The organism is Pseudomonas guariconensis (assembly GCF_024127895.1).
GTDB lineage: Bacteria > Pseudomonadota > Gammaproteobacteria > Pseudomonadales > Pseudomonadaceae > Aquipseudomonas > Aquipseudomonas guariconensis_B.
Genome location: NZ_JAMYBK010000003.1, coordinates 64,573 through 85,845 on the forward strand (window position 1 = coordinate 64,573; position 21,273 = coordinate 85,845).

Sequence of the window (21,273 nt, forward strand, 5' to 3'; positions counted from 1 at the left end):
TGTGACGTCGATAACTTTGAAAAATTCCCGGATGACCCGCTGATGACAGCAACCGGCAGACAAACGGTAGTGGGGAGCGTCAGGTTCATTGCTACTGTTAATTCGGGCGCTGCAACTTACTGTTTCTACGTGAAAAACCAAAAATTGGCGCCAAGGAACGGTCATGCTCGAAACCGCCTCTCAACGCCGCTTGCTGATCGTCGATCCCTGCGACGACTGCCACCGTCTACTACCGGGCCTGCGAAGCGTCGGCTGGGATGTACACAGCTGTACCCTGGCGGCCGCGCTGGAGCATCGCTGCGATGTCGGCCTGCTGCGTCTGCAGGCCTCGCACCTGCGTCACCCCGATGCGGTCAAGGACATGATCAAGCGCAGCAACACCGAATGGATCGCCGTGCTCAGCGCCGAGGAGCTGCGCATGCAGAACGTCGGGGATTTCGTCTGCGAGTGGTTCTTCGATTTCCACACCCTGCCGTTCGATGTGTCGCGGGTCCAGGTCACCTTGGGCCGTGCCTTCGGCATGGCGCGCCTGCGCGGCAAGGGCTCGGTGCGGGTGGACGAGCCGGAGCACGAGCTGCTGGGCGACAGCCGGCCGATCCGCGAACTGCGCAAGTTGCTGGGCAAGCTGGCGCCCACCGAGTCGCCGGTGCTGATCCGTGGCGAGAGCGGGACGGGCAAGGAGCTGGTGGCGCGCACCCTGCATCGGCAATCGCTACGGTGTGACAAGCCCTTCATCGCGATCAACTGCGGCGCCATTCCCGAACACCTGATCCAGTCCGAGCTGTTCGGCCACGAGAAAGGTGCTTTCACCGGTGCCCACCAGCGCAAGGTGGGACGCATCGAGGCGGCCAACGGCGGCACTTTGTTCCTCGACGAGATCGGCGACCTGCCCCTGGAATTACAGGCCAACCTGCTGCGCTTTCTGCAGGAGAAGCACATCGAAAGGGTGGGCGGGGACCAGCCGATCCCGGTGGACGTGCGGGTATTGGCCGCGACCCACGTGGACCTGGAGAAAGCCATCGAGCAGGGACGTTTCCGTGAAGACCTCTATTACCGGCTCAACGTCCTGCAAGTGGTCACCGCACCGCTGCGTGATCGGCATGGCGATTTGTCGATGCTGGCCAGCCACTTCGCCCATTTCTACAGCCTGGAGACCGGCCGCCGGCCGCGCTCGTTCAGCGACAGCGCCTTGGCGGCGATGGGCCGGCACGACTGGCCAGGTAACGTGCGCGAGCTGGCCAACCGGGTGCGGCGCGGGTTGGTGCTGGCCGAGGGGCGGCAGATCGAGGCCCAGGACCTGGGCTTGCAGACCCTGGAGCAGGAAGATCAGCCGCTGGGCACCCTGGAGGACTACAAGCACCGGGCCGAGCGCCAGGCCCTGTGCGACGTGCTCAGCCGGCACAGCGACAACCTGAGCATCGCCGCCAAGGTGCTGGGGGTTTCCCGGCCCACCTTCTACCGCTTGCTGCACAAGCACCAGATCCGCTGATAGCGTGGGCGGAGCCTGCCTGCGCAGCGTTCAGCCAGAGTGGGCGACTCGCCCGTCCTGGAATTCCTCGACCGTCTCGTCTTCCCCCGGCAACGCAGTGATCACACTGAAGTCGCTGACCTCGACCTTGCCTCCGCCATAACCCAGCAGGTGGAAGGAAAACGCCTTGCGCTGGGAAGGGTTGTCGAAGCTGAACTCCAGCACCAGCGGCTTCTTGGTGGTCACTCTCATCTCTTCGGGCAGCCCGAGCGGCACGTCCTGTTCGAACTCCTTGGCCTTGAGGCGGATGTAGGCCACGTGCCGTGGGTCGAGGGAGCGCACCTTGAGCCGTACGCGGGTATGGGAGCCTTCGGGCATCTCCAGGTACTGGGCGCCGATCAGGTTGTCGGCCCAGTCGTCGCGGATGCGCTTGTGCAGTGGGATGGCGGCCGGGCCACCGAACTGGTAGCGCAGGTTGAGCGGGGTTTGCAGCAGGGACTGGTCCAGTGCGCTGGCCAAGGCCGTGAGCTGCTGGCCTGTGGCTTCGTCACCGCGGCCGAGGTATTTGGCGCGATCGGCGATGAAGCCTTGGCTGGCATAACGCCGGCAGCGCTGCTGGAAATCGCACTCGGTCAGGGTGCCGTGGCCGTCGTGGTAGCGCAGCATGCCGTTGGTGAAGGAAATCATCTCGCGGCCGCTGTCGTAGTCGCGAAACAGCGAGCGGCCGCCCAGGGCTGCCGGGATCGGCAGGCTGAAGTAGTCGAGCAGGGAGGTGGCCAGGTCGACATGGCCATAGGTGCCCTGCTTGATGCGTGGCAACTGCGCCTGTTCCGGGGCCAGGGTCAGGTTGAAACCCCAGGACGAGGCCAGGCGTACGCCATCGATGCCGTGGGACTCGTCGGAGGTGATGACCACCAGGGTGTCTTTCAACACGTCCTGGCGCTCCAGGTCGTCGAGGAAGCGGCCCAGGGCATCGTCCAGGTAGGCCACTGCCGCCTGCTTGGGCGTGGCGTAGCGGCGCAGGTAGTGCGCCGGTGCCGAATAGGGCTGGTGCGTGCCGACGGTCAGCAGGGTCAGCATCCAGGGTTGTTTCTGCTTGCGCAGCTTTGCCACGTACGCCTGGGCGCCTTCGAAGAAGGCTCGGTCGTCCTTGCCCCAGGGGAAGTCGAGGTAGTTGGCGTTGCGGAACCATTCCTGGCCGTGGACCGAGTCGAAGCCGATGTGCGGCATGATCCGGTCCTTGGCCATGAAGCGCAGGCCCGCGCCTTGCAGGTAGTGGGTGGTGAAGCCGGCCTGGCGCAACTGGGCCGGCAGGCAGGCCTGGTTGCGCAGGTCCTGGGTCAGCAGTTCGACGCCCTTGGGCGTGCCGTTGGCCATCTTGTCGTAGTCGCCGCAGAGCATGGCGTACAGGCCACGGATGGTCTGGTGGGTGTGCAACACGTAGTCGGGCGTGTTCATGCCGCGCTCGGCCCAGCGGCTGAGGTTGGGCATGAGCTCTTCGTCGAAGCGGCTGTGCAGGGCCTGGCGGTTGGCGCGTACGTAGGCGCCGGGGATGCCTTCGAGGGTGATCACCAGCAGGTTGCGGGCCTGACCGGGTGTGGCGAGCAGTTTGCGGCCGTTGAGGTCCGACTGCACCAGGCCGGCGGTGGGCAGGGGGGGGACCGTCGGCTCGTCGCCCAGCCAGCCACGGGCCTGGCGCTGCAGGTCGCCGACGCCAGCGGATAGAAGTTGGTGCGGCAGGTTGTACTGGCGCCACTGGTCGGCCTCGGAGGGGACCAGGTGCTGGCTGGCCCAGTGCGCGCCCAGCAGTAGCAAGGGGATGGCCCAGGCCTTGCGCGACAACGCCATGGCAGGCCGGCCGCGGCTGCGCCAGACGGCCAGCAGCCAGGCCGCCAGGCCCGCGACCAGGACCCAGGGCAGCCATGGGTGGGCGAGGGCGCCGCCGGTGGAATTCTCCATGAACTGTGGGTCGAGCAGGTAGGTCAGGTCGGCGCTGGTGGGCAGCCTGCCCACGGCACTGACCAGTTCCGCCGAGCCCACCATCAAGGCGCCCCAGGCCAACAGTACCGGCAATGCCAGCCACCAGGCACGGCGGTGCAGCAGCAGGAGCAGCAGGCTGCCGATGGCCAGGTCGGACAGGTAGCCGAGCGGGTCGGACCAGCCGAGCAGGGCTCGGATGCCCAGGGGAAGCGCCAGTACCAGGCCCGCCAGGGCGAGCAGCCGGGTGCGGGGATGGCCGAGCCTATCGTTCACAAAAAAGTTCCTTCTTGCCATGAAGCTGTCACAGAGATGTGCTCCATGATAACAGGCGCTCGGCAGAAGGCGGGGGTTACAGGACGGCCTGCCGCTTGGGCGGGGCGTGGGTGGGGCAGAGGAACTGCGGGCCAAGCTCCGCTCTCCCTGCATAATCGCATCTTCAGACGATCCACTCGGACCTTGTGGGAGCGGGCTTGCCCGCGAACAAGGGCGAAGCCCTTGCCAGGCACCGGTGGTGTCGGGAGGGCCGCTGGCCGGCCAGGCAGGGCCTCCCGGGCCGGCTCAGAAGTAGTACGGGAACTTCAGGCTGAAGGTGAAATCCGGGGCGTCGTCGGTCAAGCCGATCGCCAGGTTCGGCACGATGGTCAGGTTGTCGGTGGCCGCCAGGGTCATGCCGATGTTGAAGTAGGCGGCGTTGGCGTCGCTGCTCTTGACGTCGGCCCAGCGGTCGCCGGTTTCCGCCGACTTGATCCGCGAGCGGCGGGCGATCAGGTCGGAGACCGAGAACGACATGGACATCTTCTCGTTGAGGGCGAAGGCGATACCGGCACCGATCTGGAAGCTGTCGCCGATCTTCACCTTGCCCGGCACTTTCTGGTTGACCGTGGAGCTGACGTCGCTGAACGACTCCTCGAAGGTGTGGGTATACGACAGGCTGCCGAACAGCACCGCCGGATCGTAGGTCTTGACCAGCGAGATCCCCGGGGTGATCGACCAGACACCGTTGCCGGTGGGCAGGTCCTCGGGGTAGCTGAGGTTGTCGTTCTCCGCGTCGCGCAGCAGCTTGATGCCGAACGGGTCCTTGCCGGTGGGCGCCTTGACTCGCACGCTGAACACCGCATCGGGGGTGTTCTCCGACTCGTCGAGGAACTTGTAGGCGATGCCGAAGTTGACGTCGCCCAGGGTCGGGTCGCGGGTGACGGTGTGCTCGGAAACCCCCTGGGCGTTGCCGCCGACGCCGCCGGATTGGTAGGTCGACTCGCGGTAGACGATCGGCACGTTGACGTCAAACTGCCAGCGCTGGTCGTAGTTGTAGCGGGCGGTCAGGTCCAGGGTCCAGTTGTCGGCCTTGATCCGGTCCAGGTTGATGTTGCCCAGGAAGATCGAGTCCAGCGCCAGGAAACCGTTGAGGATCAGCTGGCGGGTGTCGTAGCGGGCATAGGTGATGCCAGTCTCGACACTGAACTTGCCGCCGCCGAAGAAGCCGCTGGCCTCGTCGTACAGGTTGGAAACGCTCTGCGCCGGTTCCGAATCTTCCTTGAGCGACTCACCGTAGGACGAGCCTGTGCCGGAGGCGGCGATGGCCTGGTTGTTGCGCGGCTGCGAGGCGGGTGAACGGGTCAGGCGTTGGGGTTGCGGCGTGGCGGGCTGTTCCTCCACCTGGCGGACCCGCTGTTCCAGGACCATCAGGGCCTGCTGTTGGGCCTCGTAGCGCGCCTTGAGCGCCGCCAGTTCGGCTTTGAGGGCTTCCACCTGGGGATCGGCTGCCGCGTACAGCAGCGAAGAAGGTAACAGGGTCCCCAGGCAGACAACTGCTTTCAACGACATCGAACGATGCATAAGTTAGCCGTCCCTTCCAACTGCGATGATTGAGACGAAGCGTAGATCAATATCCCGAGATCCGTAGGCCCTTGAGCTGATCAAGGTTGCAGTTCAGCGCACCGGCCGAAGGCAGGTTGTCGCGCAGCACCACGTTGAGCTGGGTCAGGTTGTTGACCGCGTTGCTGCCGCCGAGCAAGGTGGTGGTCTGCAACAGGCCGCCATTGGACAGGCGTTGCAGGCTCTGCCCCTGGTTGTTGTTGGCCTGGATGGACATCTGGATGCCCTTGCCGGTGTTCGACACGCTGAGGGTGCCGGCGTTGTTGCTGTTGGTCAGGGTGGTGCCGGCGGCCAGGACCTGGCCTTGCGGCACGGCCGTGGGCGCCTTGCCGCCTTCGCTGACGTTGATGGCCACGTCGTTGTAGGCGCTATTGTTGTCGCCGGCGGCACGTACCGATTGGGTCACCCCCTGGGTATTGACCAGCCCGGCGCCGCCGTTGACCAGGCCGTTGCCGCGCCCAGGCGCCGCGCCGCTGCCGTTGTCCCCGGACATGGACACGTAGAACTGGGGTTTGAAGGTGTTCTGCTGGACCTGCAAGGTCGTGGTCGCGCCGATACGGTCACCGGCGGCGTTCTGCCAGGTACTGCTCATGACCACGCCGAAACTGATGATCCGCCCGGGCATCACATAACGCCCACGCAGCTCGGCCAGTTCCTGGTCCTTGATCTCGATGGGCTTGAACAATTGCGCCTGGGCGGGGAGGCTGGTGGCCAGGCACGCGGCGACCAGCCAGGTGGTAGTCTTCATCGCTGCTCCCCGGGGCTCCATGCCCCTTGTAATCATTAGAAGAAATCGCTCTGGATGAAGCCGAACTCCATCAACTGCGCGTCATCCACCGGGTAGAAACCGTTGATACGGTTGCGGGCGGTCACCGGCGCCGGCGGGTCGAGCAGGGCGTTGGCCTTGTCGTAGCCAGGGCCTATGACGGCGAAGATGATGCCGTTCCAGCCTTTTACGAAATCGTCGAAGGTGTAGCGTTTGTGGCCCAGCACCGGGTCGCCGATGTAGACCCAGCCCTTGTCGATGCGCTGCAGCACGACGAAGTGCTTGTAGCCACGGATGTCCATCAGCACCACCACCGGGATGCTCACCCGGTGCAGGCTGTCGGGGTCGACGCGGTAGCCACGGGCACGCATGCCGATGCTTTCCACGTAGCGCTTCATGTCGAGCATGGAAAAGCCCTGGACCTGGACGGTGTCCTGGTCGGAATGGGCGAGCATGCCTTCGATGACCTGGTGCTCATCCACGTCCAGCCAGTAGGCCTGCTTGAGGATGGTCGCCAGGGCGGCGGCGCCGCAGCTGAAATCGGTCTTCTGTTGCACCAGGTCGGCGAAGCGCCGCTCCCGTATGCTCTGCACCGGCTTGTACACGAGGGTACCGCCAGGCAGTGCTGCGATAGGCATCTGCGCGGCCTCGACGATGCCGGCAAGGAACACGAGCGTGGCAAGCAGGACAATGCGCATGACCCTCTCCACCTGGCAGAGACAGGGAAAGGGGCCCCGAAGGGCCCCGATCGACTGGTGTTACATGCAGGCTTTGCAACCTGCGGCGATGGACAGCGAGTTGCTCTGCTGGTTGCCGGAACCGGCCGAGACGTTGGCACCGACGTTGCCCGACACGCCGTTGAGCGAGTTGGACATGACGGCAGTGTTGGTCACAGGGTTTTTCCAGCCGTTGGGGGTCAGGACCTGGTAGGAGGCGACGCCAGCCAGGCCGAAGGTGCCCTCTTCGTGGAACTTCAGAGGATCCTTGTCGACCTTGCCGCCTTTGTGGCCATGGCCACCGCTGCGTTCGTCTTCCACGTAGCCCCAGCCGTTACCCTCGTAGCTGCCCCAGGCGGCGAAGCCTGCATGCAGGGTGTCCTTGCTGTAGGTGCGGTCGGCGTTGTTCTGCACGTTCAGGCCACTGGTGGTCTGGTTGGCGCCGGCGCTGGCCACGGCTACACGGCCGCCGGACACGGCGATCGCCAGGTTGTTTTTCTGCTGGTTGAAGTCGCCAGCGGTGACGTTGACGCCGATGTTGCCCGAGCTGCCATTGGCCGAATTGGTCAGGCTGGCGTTGTTGTAGGTGGAGTAGTTGGCAACGGTGTTGCCGCCGTTGGTCTGGGTCGCGGTGGACAGGGCCATGGCGCTGCCGAAGATGAAGTTTTCGTCGGCGGTGGCGATGGCGGCGACGTTGTCCTGCTGGTTGCCGTCACCGGCGGCCACGTTGGCGCCCAGGTTGCCTTGGGAGCCGTTGGCGGAGCTGTCCATCCGGGCATCGTTGCGGGTGGCCTGGTTGAGCACCTGGTTGCCACCATTGCTCTGGATGTCGGTCACGGTGGCGGCGGAGCCGGCAGTGATCAGCAGTTGCAGGAGCAGGTTGTCGTTGTTGTTGTGGCCGTTATGGCCGCCGTTGTGGCCACCGTGGTTGTCGTGACCACGTCCGCCGGCTTGTGCAGCAACTGCCATGACCGCAGCGAGGGCGAATACCAGAGGCTTGAGTGCCATTTTTGGTTTCATGGTGTTTCTCCGCTTTTCGTTGTTAAGTGTTGTGTTGCCACTCGGGTCAATCCGCGACCCGTACGCTCAGGGTGTTGGCCATTCGGTTGCCCACCCCGGCGCTCTGATTCAACTGGATCACTCCGCGGCTGCCGGTGAAGGCCTGGTCACTGGTGGTGACCTGGCGACTGCCGGGTGCGCGATCAGTTGCGTCGGAGCCGTTGGCCAGCGAGACGTTCTGCTGGCTGAGAAGGTTGTCGTCGATGCTTTGCGGCGCGGCGCTGATGCCGATCCGCACGGCATTGGCCTGTTGCGTGGCGGCACCGGCGGACTGGTTGATGCCGAGCATGCCGCTGCCGTGGCTGAAGGCATTGCCGCTGATGCTGGCGCGGGCATCCAGTGCCGGATTGGCCTGGAAGTCGCTGCGCTGGCGGATCTGCGTCGAGGCGTTGGCCTGGGTGCCGATGGCGATCGCCCGGGCGTTGGCCTGTTGCAGGGCATCGCCGGCGGCCTGGTTGATGCTCAGGTTGCCCTGGTAAGCGCGGCCACTGGCATCGAGGGTGGCGTTGTCCACCACCGGCGATGCGGCCAAGGCATGGCCTGCGGAGGCAGCCAGGCACAGCAGGGAGAGGGTGAGTGCGCGCATGTCATTGGCCCCGGGTCAGGATCTGCAGCGGCGCCAGGCCGCGCTGGACGTTCTGGTTGACCGTGTTGGCGATGCTGTTGCCGCCACTGGCACCGGCGGCCGAACCGCCGGCCATGCCCGGCAGTTGCGACTGGACGGTGCCCATGCCGCGCAGGTTGCCTGAGTGGTCGGGGGTGAGCATGCGGTTGAAGGTCGAGCCACTGGCCACGTTGGCGAAGTCACCATCGGTCAGCTCGTTGGTCTGGGCGATCACCCGAGGCGACTGGTCGGTGTTGACGGTGGTGGGGTAGGGGTCGGGTGTGCCGGTCGCTCGGGCGGCCTGGCGGGCCTGGACGTCGCGGGTCAGGACGATGATCCCGTTGCCGCCGGCCTCGGCCGGAAGAGGAAGGGTTGCGGCGGTCAGGCAACCCAGGACAAGCAGTGCAGGCAGTGTATTGTTCTTGTTCCCCACGGCGATGCTCCCTTTCTCTGTACGCTGGCCCTTGAGCGTTGGCAGAGGTAGAGCGAAAGCCGTGCCGCTTTTGCTTTTTGCTTGTTAATCAATAGCTTGTGGTGTGAACAGGGCGATGCCGGTGTTGACCTGTGTCACGGTTGATACACCACGGCCCCCGGTGAGCCGCCAAGCGTTGAAGAACCTGGCCCCGAGGGCTATTCGCAGCGCTGTATCAGCCCTGAGACACTTCCCCCGGATTTGCGCCAGCGGCCCCAGAAATGGGGCTTTGCGTCCCCGTCGCTGTATCAGCGCGTTAACACTCGGTGGCACAGGCTGGCAGCTGGCCATCGAGCAGCTTCGACACCGCGGCCAGGGCCTGGGCCTGACGTTGCGGCCAGCCGCCCTCGATCACCTGTAGCGGCTGGCGGTGGCGGCGTAGCCAGTCCAGGCTGTCGGCGAAGAACGCCTGGCGCTGCGGCAGGCCTGGCTGGCAGCGCTGGCCGTCGCCGACCCAGTCGACGCCGTGCGGGCTGAGCAGCAGGTGCAGGTCGTAGCGGCGTGCGAGCAGGGCTTGTTCGATCCAGGGCGGGCAGTCGCCGAACAGCACGCGGCTCCAGAGCAGGTTGCTGAGCAGGTGGGTGTCGAGGATCAGCAGTTCGGGTGCCTGCTGGCGGGCCAGGTCTTCCCAGGCGAGCTGGCCGCGGGCGATCGTCGGAATATCGGCGTAGCAGGTATCGCGTTGCTCGCGATCGATGAAGTGACGCACGTACTCGCCCACCACCAGGCCACCGAAATGCGCCTGGAGCTCGCCGCTGAGCCAGCTCTTGCCGCTGGACTCGGGGCCGCACAGCACCAGGACCTTCATGCGGCGCAGGCCAGCGCCGGGTCGCGCCGCCATTCCAGCCAGCCGCGCAAGGCGATGAGGGTGAACAGGGCATAGAGCGCGGCGGTCAGGTACAGGGCCTTGTGCAGGAACAGGCCGACGAAGACCACGTCCACCACGACCCACAGCGCCCAGCACTGCAGGCGCTTCTGCGCCATCCACAGCTGCGCCACCAGGCTCAGGCCGGTCAGGGTGGCATCCAGCCAGGGTTGGGCGGCGTCGGTCCAGTGCGCCATGGCCGCGCCCAGGCCCAGGCCGGCCAGCAGGCCGATCCCCAGGCCGCCGAGCAACGGCGCGGTGCCGAGGCGGGTCACCTGGCGCGCGTCCTCGACCCGGTCCGGGCGCGTCCATTGCCACCAGCCATAGAGCTGCAGCACGGCATAGACCAGTTGCAGGAGCATGTCGGAATACAGCTTCACCTCGTAGAAGACCCAGCTGTAGAGCAACACCATCACCAGGCCGATCGGCCAGCACCAGGGGTTCTGCTTGACCGTGAGCCATACGGCGATGACGCCGAGCGCGGCGGCGAAGAGTTCGAGGCCGGACATCGGCGATCCTTGGGGGAGGGAAAGGGCGCGATTGTAGCTTGTGGGGCGGGGAAGGTGAATCGTGGGGCTGCTTCGAGGTGATCGCCTTATGCAGGAGGTGTTCGGTCTGGCCTATTCGCGGGCAAGCCCGCACCCACATGGCCCTGCAAGCCGCATCATACGCGATCCACTCGGAACCTGTGACGGTTGACGCAGGACCCTGTGGGAGCGGGCTTGCCCGCGAAGGGCCGCAGAGCGGCCCCAGGCTACAAGGCTCAGACCCGAAACTGGCGCAGCAACTGCTCCAGCTCCTCGCTCAGCCGCGCCAGGGCCGCCCCGGCATCGCGCGACTGCAACGCCGCCTCGGCGGTCTGCTGGGACAACCCGGCGGTATCGAGGACATTGCGGTTGATCTCTTCGACCACATGGGACTGCTGCAAGGTCGCGCTGGCGATCGAGGCATTGAGCGCGGTCAGGTTGTGCAGCGCCTGGCTGATCGCGTCCAGGCTGCTGCCGGCTTCGCGGGCCTGCTCGACGGTCTGGCGCGAGGCCTCGGCGCTGGTGTCGATGGCCCTGACCGCCGCTTCCGACTGGCCTTGCAGGTGCTCGATCATGGTCTGGATCTCGGCGGTCGACTGCGCGGTGCGCTGGGCCAGCAGGCGCACCTCGTCGGCGACCACGGCGAAGCCACGGCCCTGCTCGCCGGCGCGAGCCGCCTCGATGGCGGCATTGAGGGCGAGCAGGTTGGTCTGTTCGGCGATCGAGCGGATCACTTCCAGCACGCCGCCGATCCGGGTGCTGTGCCCGGCCAGTTCACGGATCACCTGGACTGCCTGGTCGATCGTGGTCGAAAGCCGGTCGATCTGCTGCAGGCTGCCGTGGATCGCCTGCTGGCCGTGGCCGACCTGCTGCTGCGCGGCGCGCATCTCGCTGGCGGCCTGTTCGGCGGTCTTGGCCACGTCCTGCACGGCGTAGGTGACTTCGTTGACAGCGGTGGCGACCTGGTCCATCTGCAGCGACTGCTGGGCGCTGCGCTCCTGGGCGGAGCCTGCGTTGTCGCCGACGTGGCTGGCGGACTGGGCCAGGGCATGGGCGGCCCCCTGCAGTTGGCCGACCACGCCCTGCAGCTTGCCGTTGAAGCGATTGAAGTGCTCGCCCAGGTGGGTGATCTCGTCGCGGCCATGGGTGTCCAGGCGCCGGGTCAGGTCGCTCTCGCCGCTGGCGATGTTGCCCATGGCGTGCACCGCCTCCTGCAACGGGCGGGCGATGCTGCGGGCGATGAGCACGACCAGCAGGGCCATCAGCAGGGCGATCCCCAGGCCCACCAGGGACGCATCGCGCACCTGGCGGGCGAATTCGGCCTGCACGTCATCGATGTACACGCCCGAGCCGATGATCCAGCCCCAAGGCTCGAACAGTTGGATGTAGGAGGTCTTGGCCACGGCCTCGCTGGCGCCGGGCTTGGGCCAGCGGTAGTCGACCGGGCCTGCGCCCTGGCTGCGGGCCAGGGCGACCATCTCGTTGAACACGGCAAAGCCGTCGGGGTCGCGGACGGCGGAGAGGTCCTGGCCGTCGAGCTTGGGGTTGACGGGATGCATGACCATCCTCGGCCCCAGGTCATTGATCCAGAAATAGTCGTCCTTGTCGTAGCGCAGGCCGCGTATCACCTGCAACGCCTGTTGCTGGGCGGCCTCGCGGCCCAGCGTGCCGGCCGCTTCCAGGCCCTGGTAGTAGGCCAGCACGCCGGCGGCGGTCTGCACCACGTGGCGGGTCTTCTCGGCCTTGGCCTGGTACAGGCTGCCGTGCAACTGGCGCAACATCAGCAGGCCGAGGATCACCAGCATGGCCACCGCCACCACCAGGATCAACGACAGACGCCGGCTGATCGACATCGACCTCAGGGTCTTCATGAGGCTCACTCCCGTATTCGTTCTTGTTATCAGGCGCATCCAAGCACGCTTTCGCGGCGGCCACACACTCGACCAAGGGCTAAGTGCCTGGCGCGGCGATCCGTGTTGCATGCGGCACAAGCCATTGGCAGGCCGCTCTGATAGGATCTCGGCCGCGCAAGATGAAACCTTTAGGCTCGCCGAACTTTTCCACTGGCTTGGCGATCGACTGTCGCTGTAATACAGCCGGGCCGTGCGCGGCAATTCATAAGCAAATCAAGAACAAGGGGCCTGCACGCCGCAGCGCCCCATTGGGGGAACGATGGATTTTTGGAATGCCTTCCAGGCAATCATCTTGGGGATCGTCGAGGGATTGACGGAGTTTCTGCCGATCTCCAGTACCGGCCACCAGATCATCGTGGCCGACCTGATCGGCTTCGGTGGCGAGCGCGCCATGGCCTTCAACATCATCATCCAGCTGGGAGCGATCCTGGCGGTGGTGTGGGAGTTTCGCCGCAAGATCTTCGACGTGGTGCTTGGCCTGTCGAGCCAGCCCACGGCGCGCCGTTTCACCAGCAACCTGCTGCTGGCCTTCCTGCCGGCGGTGGTGCTGGGGGTGCTGTTCGCCGACCTGATTCACGCCTACCTGTTCAACCCGATCACCGTGGCCGCGGCCCTGGTGCTGGGCGGGGTGATCATGCTCTGGGCCGAGCGACGCGAGCATCGCATCGAGGTCGACCATGTCGACGACATGCGTTGGAGCCACGCCTTGAAGATCGGCTTCGTCCAGTGCCTGGCCATGATCCCGGGGACCTCGCGCTCGGGCTCGACGATCATCGGCGGGCTGCTGTTCGGCCTGTCGCGCAAGGCCGCCACCGAGTTCTCGTTCTTCCTGGCGATGCCGACCATGGTCGGCGCCGCAGTGTATTCGGGCTACAAGTACCGCGAGCTGTTCCAGCCGGACGACCTGCCGGTGTTCGCCATCGGCTTCGTGGTCTCGTTCATCTTCGCCATGATCGCCGTGCGTGGCCTGCTCAAGTTCATCGCCAACCACAGCTATGCGGTGTTCGCCTGGTACCGTATCGTCTTCGGCCTGCTGATCCTGGCGACCTGGCAGTTCGGCTGGGTCGACTGGGCCACGGCGCAGGGCTGACATGGCGCGGGTGCAGAGTGCGGCACGGCGGGGCGCCGGCCGCGAGGCAGCGGGCGTGCGTAACCTGCGCCTGAAGCTGCTGGCGTTGGCCGGATTGTGCCTGCTGCCGGGGCTGGGCGCGGCGCAGATGGCCTGGAGTGGGCAGTCCTGGTTGCCGCTGGCGCTCTATCCAGCGGTGAGCCTGGTCAGCCTGCTGCTCTACTGGCAGGACAAGCACCAGGCCCGTACCCAGGCCTGGCGTACGCCGGAGAAGGTGTTGCATGCCAGTGAGCTGTGCGGCGGCTGGCCGGGGGCTCTGCTGGCCCAGCAACTGTTCCGCCACAAGACGCGCAAGCTGTCGTATCAGTTGACCTTCTGGGGCATCGTTGGCTTGCACCAGGTGTTTTGGATCGACCATCTGGTGCTGGGCGGGCGCTGGCTGGGGTTCATGGGCGTTAGTGGTTGAGCTGGCGTCGTCCCCATCGCCGACAAGCCCCCACAGATTTCTGTGCATGGCGCAGATTCGGGAACACCGCTGGCCCGTGTGGGAGCCGGCTTGCCGGCGAATGGGCCGGCTCTGACAGCATCGGTGTATGGCAAGGGCTGCGCCCTTGTTCGCGGGCAAGCCCGCTCCCACACGGGCCCTGCAAGCCACCCATGCGTGATCGGCTTGGCGCCACAGTGGCACAGGGCTCGGATTTGCGAGCAGCACTGCTTCACCGGGGTGAGTCGAGCACACATGATGCGGTTTGCAGGGACCTGTGGGGGCTTGCTGGCGATGGGCTGCAAAGCAGCCCGCAAGTCCCCTCACTCGATCAGCAATCCCACCTGCAACCGCCTGGGCAGCCGCCTCACCACCAACTGGTGCGAGCGCTGCAACAGCTCGCACAGCTCTTCGCGCCCCATGGGGTAGGGCGGTGCCATGCTGATCCAGCGTGCCCGTGCCAGGTAGGGCGCCGGGCGGATGCCAGGGCGGTCGCAGTAGCCGAGGAACAGGTCGTCGGCCACCTTGAACGACAACCCCGCTCCCGCCAGGTCGAGCACCGCGAACATCTTGTTGCCTGCCACCGAGAACACCCGGATACCGCCCCACTTGTAGTCTTCCCGTGCCCCGGGCAGCCCCAGGCAGAAGGCCGCCACTTCGTCCGGTGTCATCTTCCTAGACATAGCGCTCTCCACAACCCTCGAACGACGCCGCCAGGTGGTCGATCCACACGCGCATCGCCGGCAGCAGCCCACGCCGGTGAGGGTAGACCGCCTGCAGCCACCCGCCTGGCAGCGACCAGTCAGGCAGCAGGCGTACCAGTTCGCCACGCTCCAGTTCCTCTTCGCAGAACATGCTCGGCAGGGCCGTGAAACCCAGCCCGGCGCGCACGGCCGCCTTGCGCACGACGAAGTCGTCGATGGCCAGGCGTGGCTCCAGCGCCACTTCCTGTTGCTGGTCATTTGGCCCGATCAGGCGAAAATGCACCAGCCGATCGGCCTCGGTCGCCCCCAGCACCGGCAGGCTGGCCAGCTCCGACGGGTCTTGCAGGTGGTCGGCGAAGCCCGGGGCGGCCACCAGTTGCATCTGTGCCTGGCGCAACCGGCGGGTGACCAGGGCCGGTTCTTCGTCCCCCAGGTCACGCACCCGCAGGGCCACGTCGATGCCCTCGGAAATCAGGTCGACCCGGCGGTTGAGCAAGACCATGTCCAGCTGTACCAGCGGATACTGTGCGAGGAAGCGGCTGATGATCTCTGGCAGGAAGGCATGGGCCAGGGCCACCGGGCACGACACCCGCAGGCGCCCGCGCGGCTCGCTGCTCATGCTCGCCACCACTTCGTCGGCGGCCTCTGCCTCCAGCAGCATCGCCTGGCAATGGTGCAAGTAGCGCTCGCCCACGACGGTCAGCTTCAGTTGCCGGGTGGTGCGCTGCAGCAGGCGGGTGCCCAGGCGCTCCTCCAACTCGGCGATACGCCGCGACAGGCGCGACTTGGGGATGCCCAACTGGCGGCCGGCGGCGGCGAAGCCACCGGCCTCAACCACCTTGGCGAAGTAGAACAGGTCATTGAAGTCTTGCATTGGCGTATCTCATCGTTCCATACATAGGACAAACTAATGCATTTTTGCAGGCTTATCAGCCATTCGATGGGCCTATAGGATTCTCTCCATCGTGATCGCCCACCGCCGCGGTCTTCATTCACAGGAGAGTCCCATGAAACTGTTGCATATCGATTCGAGCATCCTGGGCGACAATTCCGCCTCCCGCCAGCTCAGCCGCGAAGTGGTCGAGGCCTGGAAAGCCGCCGACCCGAGCATCGAGGTGGTCTATCGCGATTTGGCCGCCGACGCCATCGCCCACTTCTCCGCCGCCACCCTGGTCGCCGCCGGCACCCCCGAGGACATGCGCGACGCCGCCCAGGCCTTCGAGGCCAAGCTGAGCCAGGAAACCCTGGACGAATTCCTCGCCGCCGACGCCGTGGTGATCGGTGCGCCGATGTACAACTTCACCGTGCCGACCCAGCTCAAGGCCTGGATCGACCGCATCGCCGTCGCCGGCAAGACCTTCCGCTACACCGAAGCCGGCCCGGAGGGCCTGTGCGGCGACAAGAAGGTGATCCTGGTCTCCACCTCCGGTGGCCTGCACCATGGCCAGCCAACTGGCGTCGGCCACGAGGAGTTCCTCAAGGTCCTGCTTGGCTTCATCGGCATCACCGACCTGGAGATCGTCCGCGCCCATGGCCTGGCCTACGGCCCGGAGCAGCGCAGCCAGGCCATCGACGCCGCCCAGGCGCGGATCGCCAACGAGCTGTTCGCCGCCGCGTGATCGTGGTCTTGTAGAAAACCGGCTGGCGCCTCGTGCGTCAGCCGATTTTTTCATGGGGCTTGCAAGCGTCGGCCACGGCGGGCGAGCAACAGGCTCAGGCCCACCCCTGCCAGGGCGAGCAGGGCGGCGGCACAGAAGATCGAGGCATAGCCCAGGTGCACGGCCACCGCGCCCATCACCGGGCCGGCGATGGCCAGGGCCAGGTCGAAGAACACCGCATAGGCGCCGAGCCCCGCACCTCGGCTGCTGCTGGGCACCTGCCTGATCGCCTCCACGCCCAGGGCCGGATACACCAGCGACAGGCCGAAGCCGGTGAGGCCGGCGCCGAGCAGCGCCCAGGCCGGCGAAGGCGCCAGCCACAGCAAGGTCAGCCCCAGCACCTCGGTGGCCATGCAGGCGATGGCCACGTTGTAGCCGCCGAAGCGGTTGACCGCGTTGACGAACAGCAGCCGGGAGAGGATGAAGCACAGGCCGAAGGCGCTCAGGCACCAGGCCGCGCCAACCCAGCCGCGTTCCAGGTAATAGAGGGTGACGAAGGTGGTCAGGGTGCCATAGCCGATCGACGCCAGGGTCAGCCCCAGGCCACAGGGCGCCACCCGGCCGAAAGCCGACCAGAAGGGCAGCCGCTCGCCCTGCACGACCACCGCGTTCGGCCGGGTACGCAGCACTAGCAAGGCGAGCAGGGCCAGTGCCAGCAGGGCCGGGCCGAGTGCACTGAAGCCCAGCCCGTCCACCAGCAGCACGCCTGCCGGCGCGCCAATGGCGATGGCGCCATAGGAGGCGATGCCGTTCCAGGAGATCACCCGCGCCGTGTGCTCGCTGCCCACCTGGCCGATCCCCCAACTCAAGGTGGCCACGCCGATCAGCCCCTGGGCGATGCCTAGCAGCAGCCGCCCACCCAGCAGCAGCAACAGGCTCAGCCAGGGCAGGGCGAGGGTCCAGGCCGAGAGCAGGGTCAGCACGCCGCAACCGGCGATGCCGTACAAGCCATAACGGATCGCCCGCTTGCCGCCCAGGCCGTCCGCCACCCGTCCGGCGAAAGGCCGGCTGAGCAGGGTGGTCAGGTATTGCAGGCCAATGGTCAGCCCGGCGATCACCGCACCGAAACCCAGTCGGTCGTGCACGTAGCTGGGCAGCACGGCGATCGGCAGGCCGATGCAGAGGAAGGCGATGAAGGTATAGAAGACGATCGAAAGGATCTGCTGGGTGATGCCGAAGGTGCTGCTGGGGGCGGGCTGATGCGCGGTCATGGGCTCGTTCGCGGGTGGGCGGTGGGGCAGGAGCCCATCATGGCGGGTGCCGGATGGAAAAGAAAGCAGGCTAACGATTTTTTCGTCTGCCGGTCAGTCGGGTGGGGCTTGAGGCCTTGGGGCCGCAAGCGGCCCCAGGCACGACCAAGCGATGCCGGACGAGGTCAGACCACGACCCCCTGGCTACGCAGGTAATCGTCGTAGGTGCCGCTGAAGTCCACCACTCCATCCGCCGTCAGCTCGATGATCCGGGTGGCCAGCGACGACACGAACTCGCGGTCATGGCTGACGAACAGCAAGGTCCCTGGGTAGTTCTCCAGGGCCAGGTTCAGCGCCTCGATCGACTCCATGTCCAAGTGGTTGGTCGGTTCGTCCATCACCAGCACGTTGGGCTTTTGCAGGATCAGCTTGCCGAACAGCATGCGGCCCTGCTCACCACCGGAGATCACCTTCACCGACTTGAGGATCTCGTCGTTGGAGAACAGCATGCGCCCCAGGGTGCCGCGGATCAGCTGTTCGCCCTGGGTCCACTGGCCCATCCAGTCGAACAGGCTCAGGTCCTCCTCGAAGTCATGGGCGTGGTCCTGGGCGTAGTAGCCCACCTCGGCGCTGTCGGTCCATTTCACCGCACCGGCGTCCGGCGTCGTCTCGCCGACCAGGGTACGCAACAGGGTGGTCTTGCCGATGCCGTTGGGGCCGATGATCGCCACCCGCTCGCCGGCTTCGACGACGAAACTGAAATCCTTGAACAGCACCTTGTCGTCGAAGGCCTTGGCCATCTTCTCCACGGTCACCGCCTGGCGGTGCAGCTTCTTGGTCTGTTCGAAGCGGATGAACGGGCTGACCCGGCTCGAAGGCTTGACCTCGGCCAGCTGGATCTTGTCGATCTGCCGTGCCCGCGAGGTGGCCTGCTTGGCCTTGGAGGCGTTGGCCGAGAAGCGGCTGACGAAGCTCTGCAACTCGGCGATCTGCGCCTTTTTCTTGGCGTTGTCGGCCAGCAGCTGCTCGCGGGCCTGGGTGGCTGCGGTCATGTACTCGTCGTAGTTGCCCGGGAACAGGCGCAGCTCACCGTAGTCCAGGTCGGCCATGTGAGTGCAGACGCTGTTGAGGAAGTGCCGGTCGTGGGAAATGATCACCATGGTGCTGTTGCGCGCCGTCAGCACGTTTTCCAGCCAGCGGATGGTGTTGATGTCCAGGTGGTTGGTCGGCTCGTCGAGCAGCAGCACGTCCGGATCCGAGAACAGCGCCTGGGCCAGCAGCACCCGCAGCTTCCAGCCCGGCGCCACTTCGCTCATCGGGCCGAAGTGCTGCTCCAGCGGAATCCCCAGGCCCAGCAGCAGTTCACCCGCACGGGACTCGGCGGTGTAGCCGTCCATCTCGGCGAATTCGGTTTCCAGCTCGGCGACGGCCATGCCGTCTTCCTCGGTCATTTCCGGCAGGGAGTAGATGCGATCGCGCTCGGCCTTGACCTTCCACAGCTGCTCGTGGCCCATGATCACCGTGTCGATCACGGTGAATTCCTCGTAGGCGAACTGGTCCTGGCGCAGCTTGCCCAGGCGGGTGTTGGGTTCGAGCATCACCTGGCCCGCGGACGGCTCCAGGTCGCCGCCGAGGATCTTCATGAAGGTCGACTTGCCGCAGCCGTTGGCGCCGATCAGGCCGTAGCGGTTGCCGTTGTTGAATTTGACCGAGACGTTTTCGAAGAGCGGCTTGGCGCCGAATTGCATGGTGATGTTGGCGGTAGAAATCAAGTGCTTGTCCTGCGGGGGTTCCAGAGGTGTATTTAGGCCCCTCTCGTGCGTTTTGGGCCAATTTCGGGCCAATTCGACTCGGGGCGGCAGCTTCTCCAGCTCCCTCCAGTCCGAGGAGGAGCTGATCCATTTCGCGTAGGTAGAGAGCAACATCTCGACGCAGTGGCTGAGCGGGTTGGCGATGAACGCGAGGTTCATTCCAGCTATCAGGCACAGGGGTGCGTAGGTGTGGCGGGTGTCGTACTGCCGGCGTTCACGGATGTCCAGCGCCTTGGGCGCTGCTTTGAAGGGGCGGATTGTAACACTTGGCTCGTTGATCCACAGCCCACCTTTGCTTGGCTGGAAGACGAAGGGGCTGACCGGATTGGCCGATTTGGAAGCCATGCGCTTCAAGTTTGCCACTCGCCGGGCCTGGCTGACGGCATTGAGCGCCCGCTCGTTGAGCAGGATGGTTCGGTGATTCTTGGTCTTGGTGCGCTCTTGTGGCGCTCGATTGATGATGATCCGGCGTATGACTGCAGTTCGCTCCTCCAGATCGACGTCATCCCACTGAAGGCCCATTGCCTCACCAGGCCGAACCCCCGTGAAGAAGCAGAACTCGAAGAAGGCTGCGTAGATTTGGGAGTACTTGCGCAGGCTGCCGTAAAGGTGAGCAATGATCGCTTCCGCCTCGGTCCTGGTGTATGGATCGACGACCTTCTTTACGGCCTTTGGCTTGTCCAGGGAAGCAGTCGGGTTCTTGGCGATCAGCCCGTCCAGCACGGCCGTTTTGAATACGCTCGACAACTTGATGATCGCGTTTCGCTTCACACCTACTGAAGTCCACTGAATCTGCGAGATGACGCTGCGGAGCAGAGTCGTTGCGAGTGGTCGAGTAAAACATGCATCGGTTTAAGAGAAATCTTTCATGCTTCGGGCCGAGACGAGGTGATCGGGCTCTACCTCCAGTACCTCAACTCGACCATTACGCGAGCTGGTCACCTCAATCGTGTAGCTCGCGATCGTGCCGTCGACGCGCTCAGTGTGGCCGAGGCATTTGAAGGTGAGGGTGGGTTCGGTCATGCTGGGCTCCAGAGGCTGCCGTAGGGCTGGCCGTGTATACACATGGACCCCATTCTATAAGCTATAGAATGGGGTCCATGTGTATGGGGCGAGTGGGAAAGATCCGGCGCTTGACCGGGCTCACTGGAGCAGGGCGAGGTTATGCGTGAGCAGCCTCTTGCTCCGGCACCAGTCGCACCTCAACGCGTTGGCCCAGTGCACGAGCGGCGCTGGCTAGGGTCGCCAGCGTCATGCCTGGGTCGTCTTGGTCTAGTGCGCGGTCCACTGCGGTACGACTGGTGTGCATGCGCGCAGCCAGGGCTTTCTTTGTCACCTTCTGGCTTTTCATGGCTTCAGCGATTTGCCAAGAGATGACTCGCTTGAGGGCAGCAGCGGACACTTCCTCTGCGAGACCTTGCTCTGCAAGGAAATCGTCGAAATCGGAGCCGATGTGCTGGTTCATTGCTTGTTCCTCTCTAGTGTTGCTTTGCGTTGCCTGGCGGTTTCCAAGTCAGACGCGGGTGTTTTCTGGCTCTTCTTGATGAAGCCGTGAAGCAGAACCATGACGTTCCCGTCCACGGTGAAGAGCACGCGGGCGATGGTATCGACTAGGTTGACCCTGACCTCCCAGAGGCCTTTATCAAGCTTTCTGACAACTGGCATTCCGATTGGCCAGCCGATCTGGACCGTTTTGATTTCTGTTCCGATCATCCGCTTGTGATCGCGAGGCAGGTCGGTCAGCCATTCGCGCACCGGCTCATTGCCCGCTTCCGTGCGATAAAAACTGACGTGCAATGTTGGTGGGATTTCACTCATGTGTTGAGTGTACCAAAAATGGTGCGTTACGCAACGTTCGGCGGGAGTTCGTCAAGGATATGGGTGGATTCGGCAGGAGCAGGGCGGCCCGGCGCTTGGCCGGGCTTGGGGTTACCGGAAATTTCTCTCGACAATCAGGTCGTAACAGCGGCGAGCGACGGTCGCGAAGTACAGGCCGCTTAGCCAGAGCAGACCTACAAAGCCAGCGGCAAGCAATGCACCGAGGCTTTGTCCACCTCCGGTCCGAAAGGACGGCGGTGGCAGGCTCGGGTCGCTCCCGAAAGTGAACGCGAC

General features: G+C 65.1%; 21 protein-coding genes and 2 pseudogenes. 4 read left to right on the forward strand and 19 right to left on the reverse strand.

The features are described from left to right. Nucleotides 1-163: 163 nt before the first annotated feature. The gene (locus tag NJF35_RS05070; RefSeq protein WP_253080248.1) at nt 164-1,489 is read left to right on the forward strand and encodes a sigma-54 dependent transcriptional regulator; all 1,326 of its coding nucleotides are present in this window, start codon (nt 164-166) and stop codon (nt 1,487-1,489) included. Between the two features lie 30 nt (nt 1,490-1,519). Here NJF35_RS05070 and NJF35_RS05075 read toward each other — a convergent pair whose 3' ends face one another. The 11 genes and pseudogenes from NJF35_RS05075 to NJF35_RS24805 all read right to left on the reverse strand — a co-directional run. Then, entirely contained in the window at nt 1,520-3,721 is a 2,202-nt protein-coding gene (locus tag NJF35_RS05075; RefSeq protein WP_410897086.1) for an LTA synthase family protein, read from the reverse strand. Nucleotides 3,722-4,006: 285 nt separating this feature from the next. Then, a complete protein-coding gene (locus NJF35_RS05080; protein WP_225787721.1) occupies nt 4,007-5,284 on the reverse strand; it encodes a hypothetical protein in 1,278 nt (425 codons plus the stop codon). Between the two features lie 46 nt (nt 5,285-5,330). Next, a complete protein-coding gene (locus NJF35_RS05085) occupies nt 5,331-6,071 on the reverse strand; it encodes a hypothetical protein (protein WP_225787722.1) in 741 nt (246 codons plus the stop codon). Nucleotides 6,072-6,106: 35 nt separating this feature from the next. After that, nucleotides 6,107-6,787: a C39 family peptidase gene (locus NJF35_RS05090; protein ID WP_225787723.1), complete on the reverse strand. Its 681-nt coding sequence runs from the start codon at nt 6,785-6,787 to the stop codon at nt 6,107-6,109. A 60-nt stretch (nt 6,788-6,847) separates the two neighbouring features. Beyond that, nucleotides 6,848-7,825 carry a heme utilization protein gene (locus NJF35_RS05095; protein ID WP_225787724.1) on the reverse strand — a complete coding sequence of 326 codons (978 nt, stop codon included), beginning with the start codon at nt 7,823-7,825 and terminating at the stop codon, nt 6,848-6,850. A gap of 46 nt (nt 7,826-7,871) precedes the next feature. Beyond that, nucleotides 7,872-8,450 carry an adhesin gene (locus tag NJF35_RS05100; RefSeq protein WP_225787725.1) on the reverse strand — a complete coding sequence of 193 codons (579 nt, stop codon included), beginning with the start codon at nt 8,448-8,450 and terminating at the stop codon, nt 7,872-7,874. A gap of 1 nt (nt 8,451) precedes the next feature. Beyond that, on the reverse strand, nt 8,452-8,901 hold the full coding sequence (locus NJF35_RS05105; RefSeq protein WP_225787726.1) for a hypothetical protein: 450 nt from the start codon (nt 8,899-8,901) through the stop codon (nt 8,452-8,454). 295 nt (nt 8,902-9,196) lie between these two features. Next, nucleotides 9,197-9,748, reverse strand: a complete 552-nt coding sequence (locus NJF35_RS05110) for an AAA family ATPase (protein WP_225787965.1) — start codon at nt 9,746-9,748, stop codon at nt 9,197-9,199. After that, nucleotides 9,745-10,314 carry a nicotinamide riboside transporter PnuC gene (gene pnuC / locus NJF35_RS05115; protein ID WP_225787727.1) on the reverse strand — a complete coding sequence of 190 codons (570 nt, stop codon included), beginning with the start codon at nt 10,312-10,314 and terminating at the stop codon, nt 9,745-9,747. Before pnuC ends, NJF35_RS05110 begins: the two co-directional genes overlap by 4 nt. 254 nt (nt 10,315-10,568) lie before the next feature. Next, entirely contained in the window at nt 10,569-11,303 is a 735-nt protein-coding gene (locus NJF35_RS24800; protein ID WP_410046047.1) for a methyl-accepting chemotaxis protein, read from the reverse strand. A 138-nt stretch (nt 11,304-11,441) separates the two neighbouring features. After that, a pseudogene (locus tag NJF35_RS24805) lies at nt 11,442-12,314 on the reverse strand (cache domain-containing protein); the annotation flags it as partial. Between the two features lie 190 nt (nt 12,315-12,504). On the opposite strand from NJF35_RS24805, the gene NJF35_RS05125 reads away from it, so the two are divergent. Continuing rightward, entirely contained in the window at nt 12,505-13,335 is an 831-nt protein-coding gene (locus NJF35_RS05125; RefSeq protein ID WP_225787728.1) for an undecaprenyl-diphosphate phosphatase, read from the forward strand. A gap of 1 nt (nt 13,336) precedes the next feature. Further along, complete coding sequence (locus tag NJF35_RS05130; RefSeq protein ID WP_225787729.1) at nt 13,337-13,780, forward strand: DUF1294 domain-containing protein; 444 nt, start codon at nt 13,337-13,339, stop codon at nt 13,778-13,780. Nucleotides 13,781-14,121: 341 nt separating this feature from the next. Here NJF35_RS05130 and NJF35_RS05135 read toward each other — a convergent pair whose 3' ends face one another. Beyond that, nucleotides 14,122-14,469, reverse strand: coding sequence for an MmcQ/YjbR family DNA-binding protein (locus NJF35_RS05135; protein ID WP_253090850.1), 348 nt, complete (start codon nt 14,467-14,469; stop codon nt 14,122-14,124). Between the two features lie 4 nt (nt 14,470-14,473). After that, nucleotides 14,474-15,376, reverse strand: coding sequence for a LysR substrate-binding domain-containing protein (locus NJF35_RS05140; RefSeq protein WP_225787730.1), 903 nt, complete (start codon nt 15,374-15,376; stop codon nt 14,474-14,476). A 133-nt stretch (nt 15,377-15,509) separates the two neighbouring features. On the opposite strand from NJF35_RS05140, the gene NJF35_RS05145 reads away from it, so the two are divergent. After that, nucleotides 15,510-16,121 carry an FMN-dependent NADH-azoreductase gene (locus NJF35_RS05145; protein ID WP_225787731.1) on the forward strand — a complete coding sequence of 204 codons (612 nt, stop codon included), beginning with the start codon at nt 15,510-15,512 and terminating at the stop codon, nt 16,119-16,121. A gap of 50 nt (nt 16,122-16,171) precedes the next feature. Here the strand turns inward: NJF35_RS05145 and NJF35_RS05150 are convergent, their stop codons facing one another. From NJF35_RS05150 to NJF35_RS05175, 6 genes and pseudogenes are all read right to left on the reverse strand, one after another. Then, a complete protein-coding gene (locus tag NJF35_RS05150; protein WP_253090759.1) occupies nt 16,172-17,371 on the reverse strand; it encodes an MFS transporter in 1,200 nt (399 codons plus the stop codon). 164 nt (nt 17,372-17,535) lie between these two features. Beyond that, nucleotides 17,536-19,122, reverse strand: a complete 1,587-nt coding sequence (locus NJF35_RS05155; protein WP_225787967.1) for an ABC-F family ATPase — start codon at nt 19,120-19,122, stop codon at nt 17,536-17,538. A gap of 219 nt (nt 19,123-19,341) precedes the next feature. Further along, a pseudogene (locus NJF35_RS05160) lies at nt 19,342-19,932 on the reverse strand (tyrosine-type recombinase/integrase); the annotation flags it as partial. 81 nt (nt 19,933-20,013) lie between these two features. Further along, entirely contained in the window at nt 20,014-20,184 is a 171-nt protein-coding gene (locus NJF35_RS05165) for a hypothetical protein (RefSeq protein ID WP_253080519.1), read from the reverse strand. Nucleotides 20,185-20,323: 139 nt separating this feature from the next. Then, nucleotides 20,324-20,626, reverse strand: a complete 303-nt coding sequence (locus tag NJF35_RS05170; RefSeq protein WP_186663749.1) for an XRE family transcriptional regulator — start codon at nt 20,624-20,626, stop codon at nt 20,324-20,326. Beyond that, nucleotides 20,623-20,979, reverse strand: coding sequence for a type II toxin-antitoxin system RelE/ParE family toxin (locus NJF35_RS05175; protein ID WP_225787733.1), 357 nt, complete (start codon nt 20,977-20,979; stop codon nt 20,623-20,625). The genes NJF35_RS05170 and NJF35_RS05175 overlap by 4 nt, the downstream gene beginning before the upstream one ends. Between the last annotated feature and the right edge of the window lie 294 nt (nt 20,980-21,273).

Bases quoted from the DNA above. Each gene is read 5' to 3' on its own strand.
- NJF35_RS05070 (WP_253080248.1), top strand. From the start codon at position 164: ATGCTCGAAACCGCCTCTCAACGCCGCTTGCTGATCGTCGATCCCTGC.
- NJF35_RS05080 (WP_225787721.1), bottom strand. From the start codon at position 5,284: ATGCATCGTTCGATGTCGTTGAAAGCAGTTGTCTGCCTGGGGACCCTG.
- NJF35_RS05085 (WP_225787722.1), bottom strand. From the start codon at position 6,071: ATGAAGACTACCACCTGGCTGGTCGCCGCGTGCCTGGCCACCAGCCTC.
- NJF35_RS05090 (WP_225787723.1), bottom strand. From the start codon at position 6,787: ATGCGCATTGTCCTGCTTGCCACGCTCGTGTTCCTTGCCGGCATCGTC.
- NJF35_RS05095 (WP_225787724.1), bottom strand. From the start codon at position 7,825: ATGAAACCAAAAATGGCACTCAAGCCTCTGGTATTCGCCCTCGCTGCG.
- NJF35_RS05100 (WP_225787725.1), bottom strand. From the start codon at position 8,450: ATGCGCGCACTCACCCTCTCCCTGCTGTGCCTGGCTGCCTCCGCAGGC.
- NJF35_RS05110 (WP_225787965.1), bottom strand. From the start codon at position 9,748: ATGAAGGTCCTGGTGCTGTGCGGCCCCGAGTCCAGCGGCAAGAGCTGG.
- pnuC (WP_225787727.1), bottom strand. From the start codon at position 10,314: ATGTCCGGCCTCGAACTCTTCGCCGCCGCGCTCGGCGTCATCGCCGTA.
- NJF35_RS24800 (WP_410046047.1), bottom strand. From the start codon at position 11,303: ATGGACCAGGTCGCCACCGCTGTCAACGAAGTCACCTACGCCGTGCAG.
- NJF35_RS05125 (WP_225787728.1), top strand. From the start codon at position 12,505: ATGGATTTTTGGAATGCCTTCCAGGCAATCATCTTGGGGATCGTCGAG.
- NJF35_RS05130 (WP_225787729.1), top strand. From the start codon at position 13,337: ATGGCGCGGGTGCAGAGTGCGGCACGGCGGGGCGCCGGCCGCGAGGCA.
- NJF35_RS05135 (WP_253090850.1), bottom strand. From the start codon at position 14,469: ATGACACCGGACGAAGTGGCGGCCTTCTGCCTGGGGCTGCCCGGGGCA.
- NJF35_RS05140 (WP_225787730.1), bottom strand. From the start codon at position 15,376: ATGCAAGACTTCAATGACCTGTTCTACTTCGCCAAGGTGGTTGAGGCC.
- NJF35_RS05145 (WP_225787731.1), top strand. From the start codon at position 15,510: ATGAAACTGTTGCATATCGATTCGAGCATCCTGGGCGACAATTCCGCC.
- NJF35_RS05150 (WP_253090759.1), bottom strand. From the start codon at position 17,371: ATGACCGCGCATCAGCCCGCCCCCAGCAGCACCTTCGGCATCACCCAG.
- NJF35_RS05165 (WP_253080519.1), bottom strand. From the start codon at position 20,184: ATGACCGAACCCACCCTCACCTTCAAATGCCTCGGCCACACTGAGCGC.
- NJF35_RS05170 (WP_186663749.1), bottom strand. From the start codon at position 20,626: ATGAACCAGCACATCGGCTCCGATTTCGACGATTTCCTTGCAGAGCAA.
- NJF35_RS05175 (WP_225787733.1), bottom strand. From the start codon at position 20,979: ATGAGTGAAATCCCACCAACATTGCACGTCAGTTTTTATCGCACGGAA.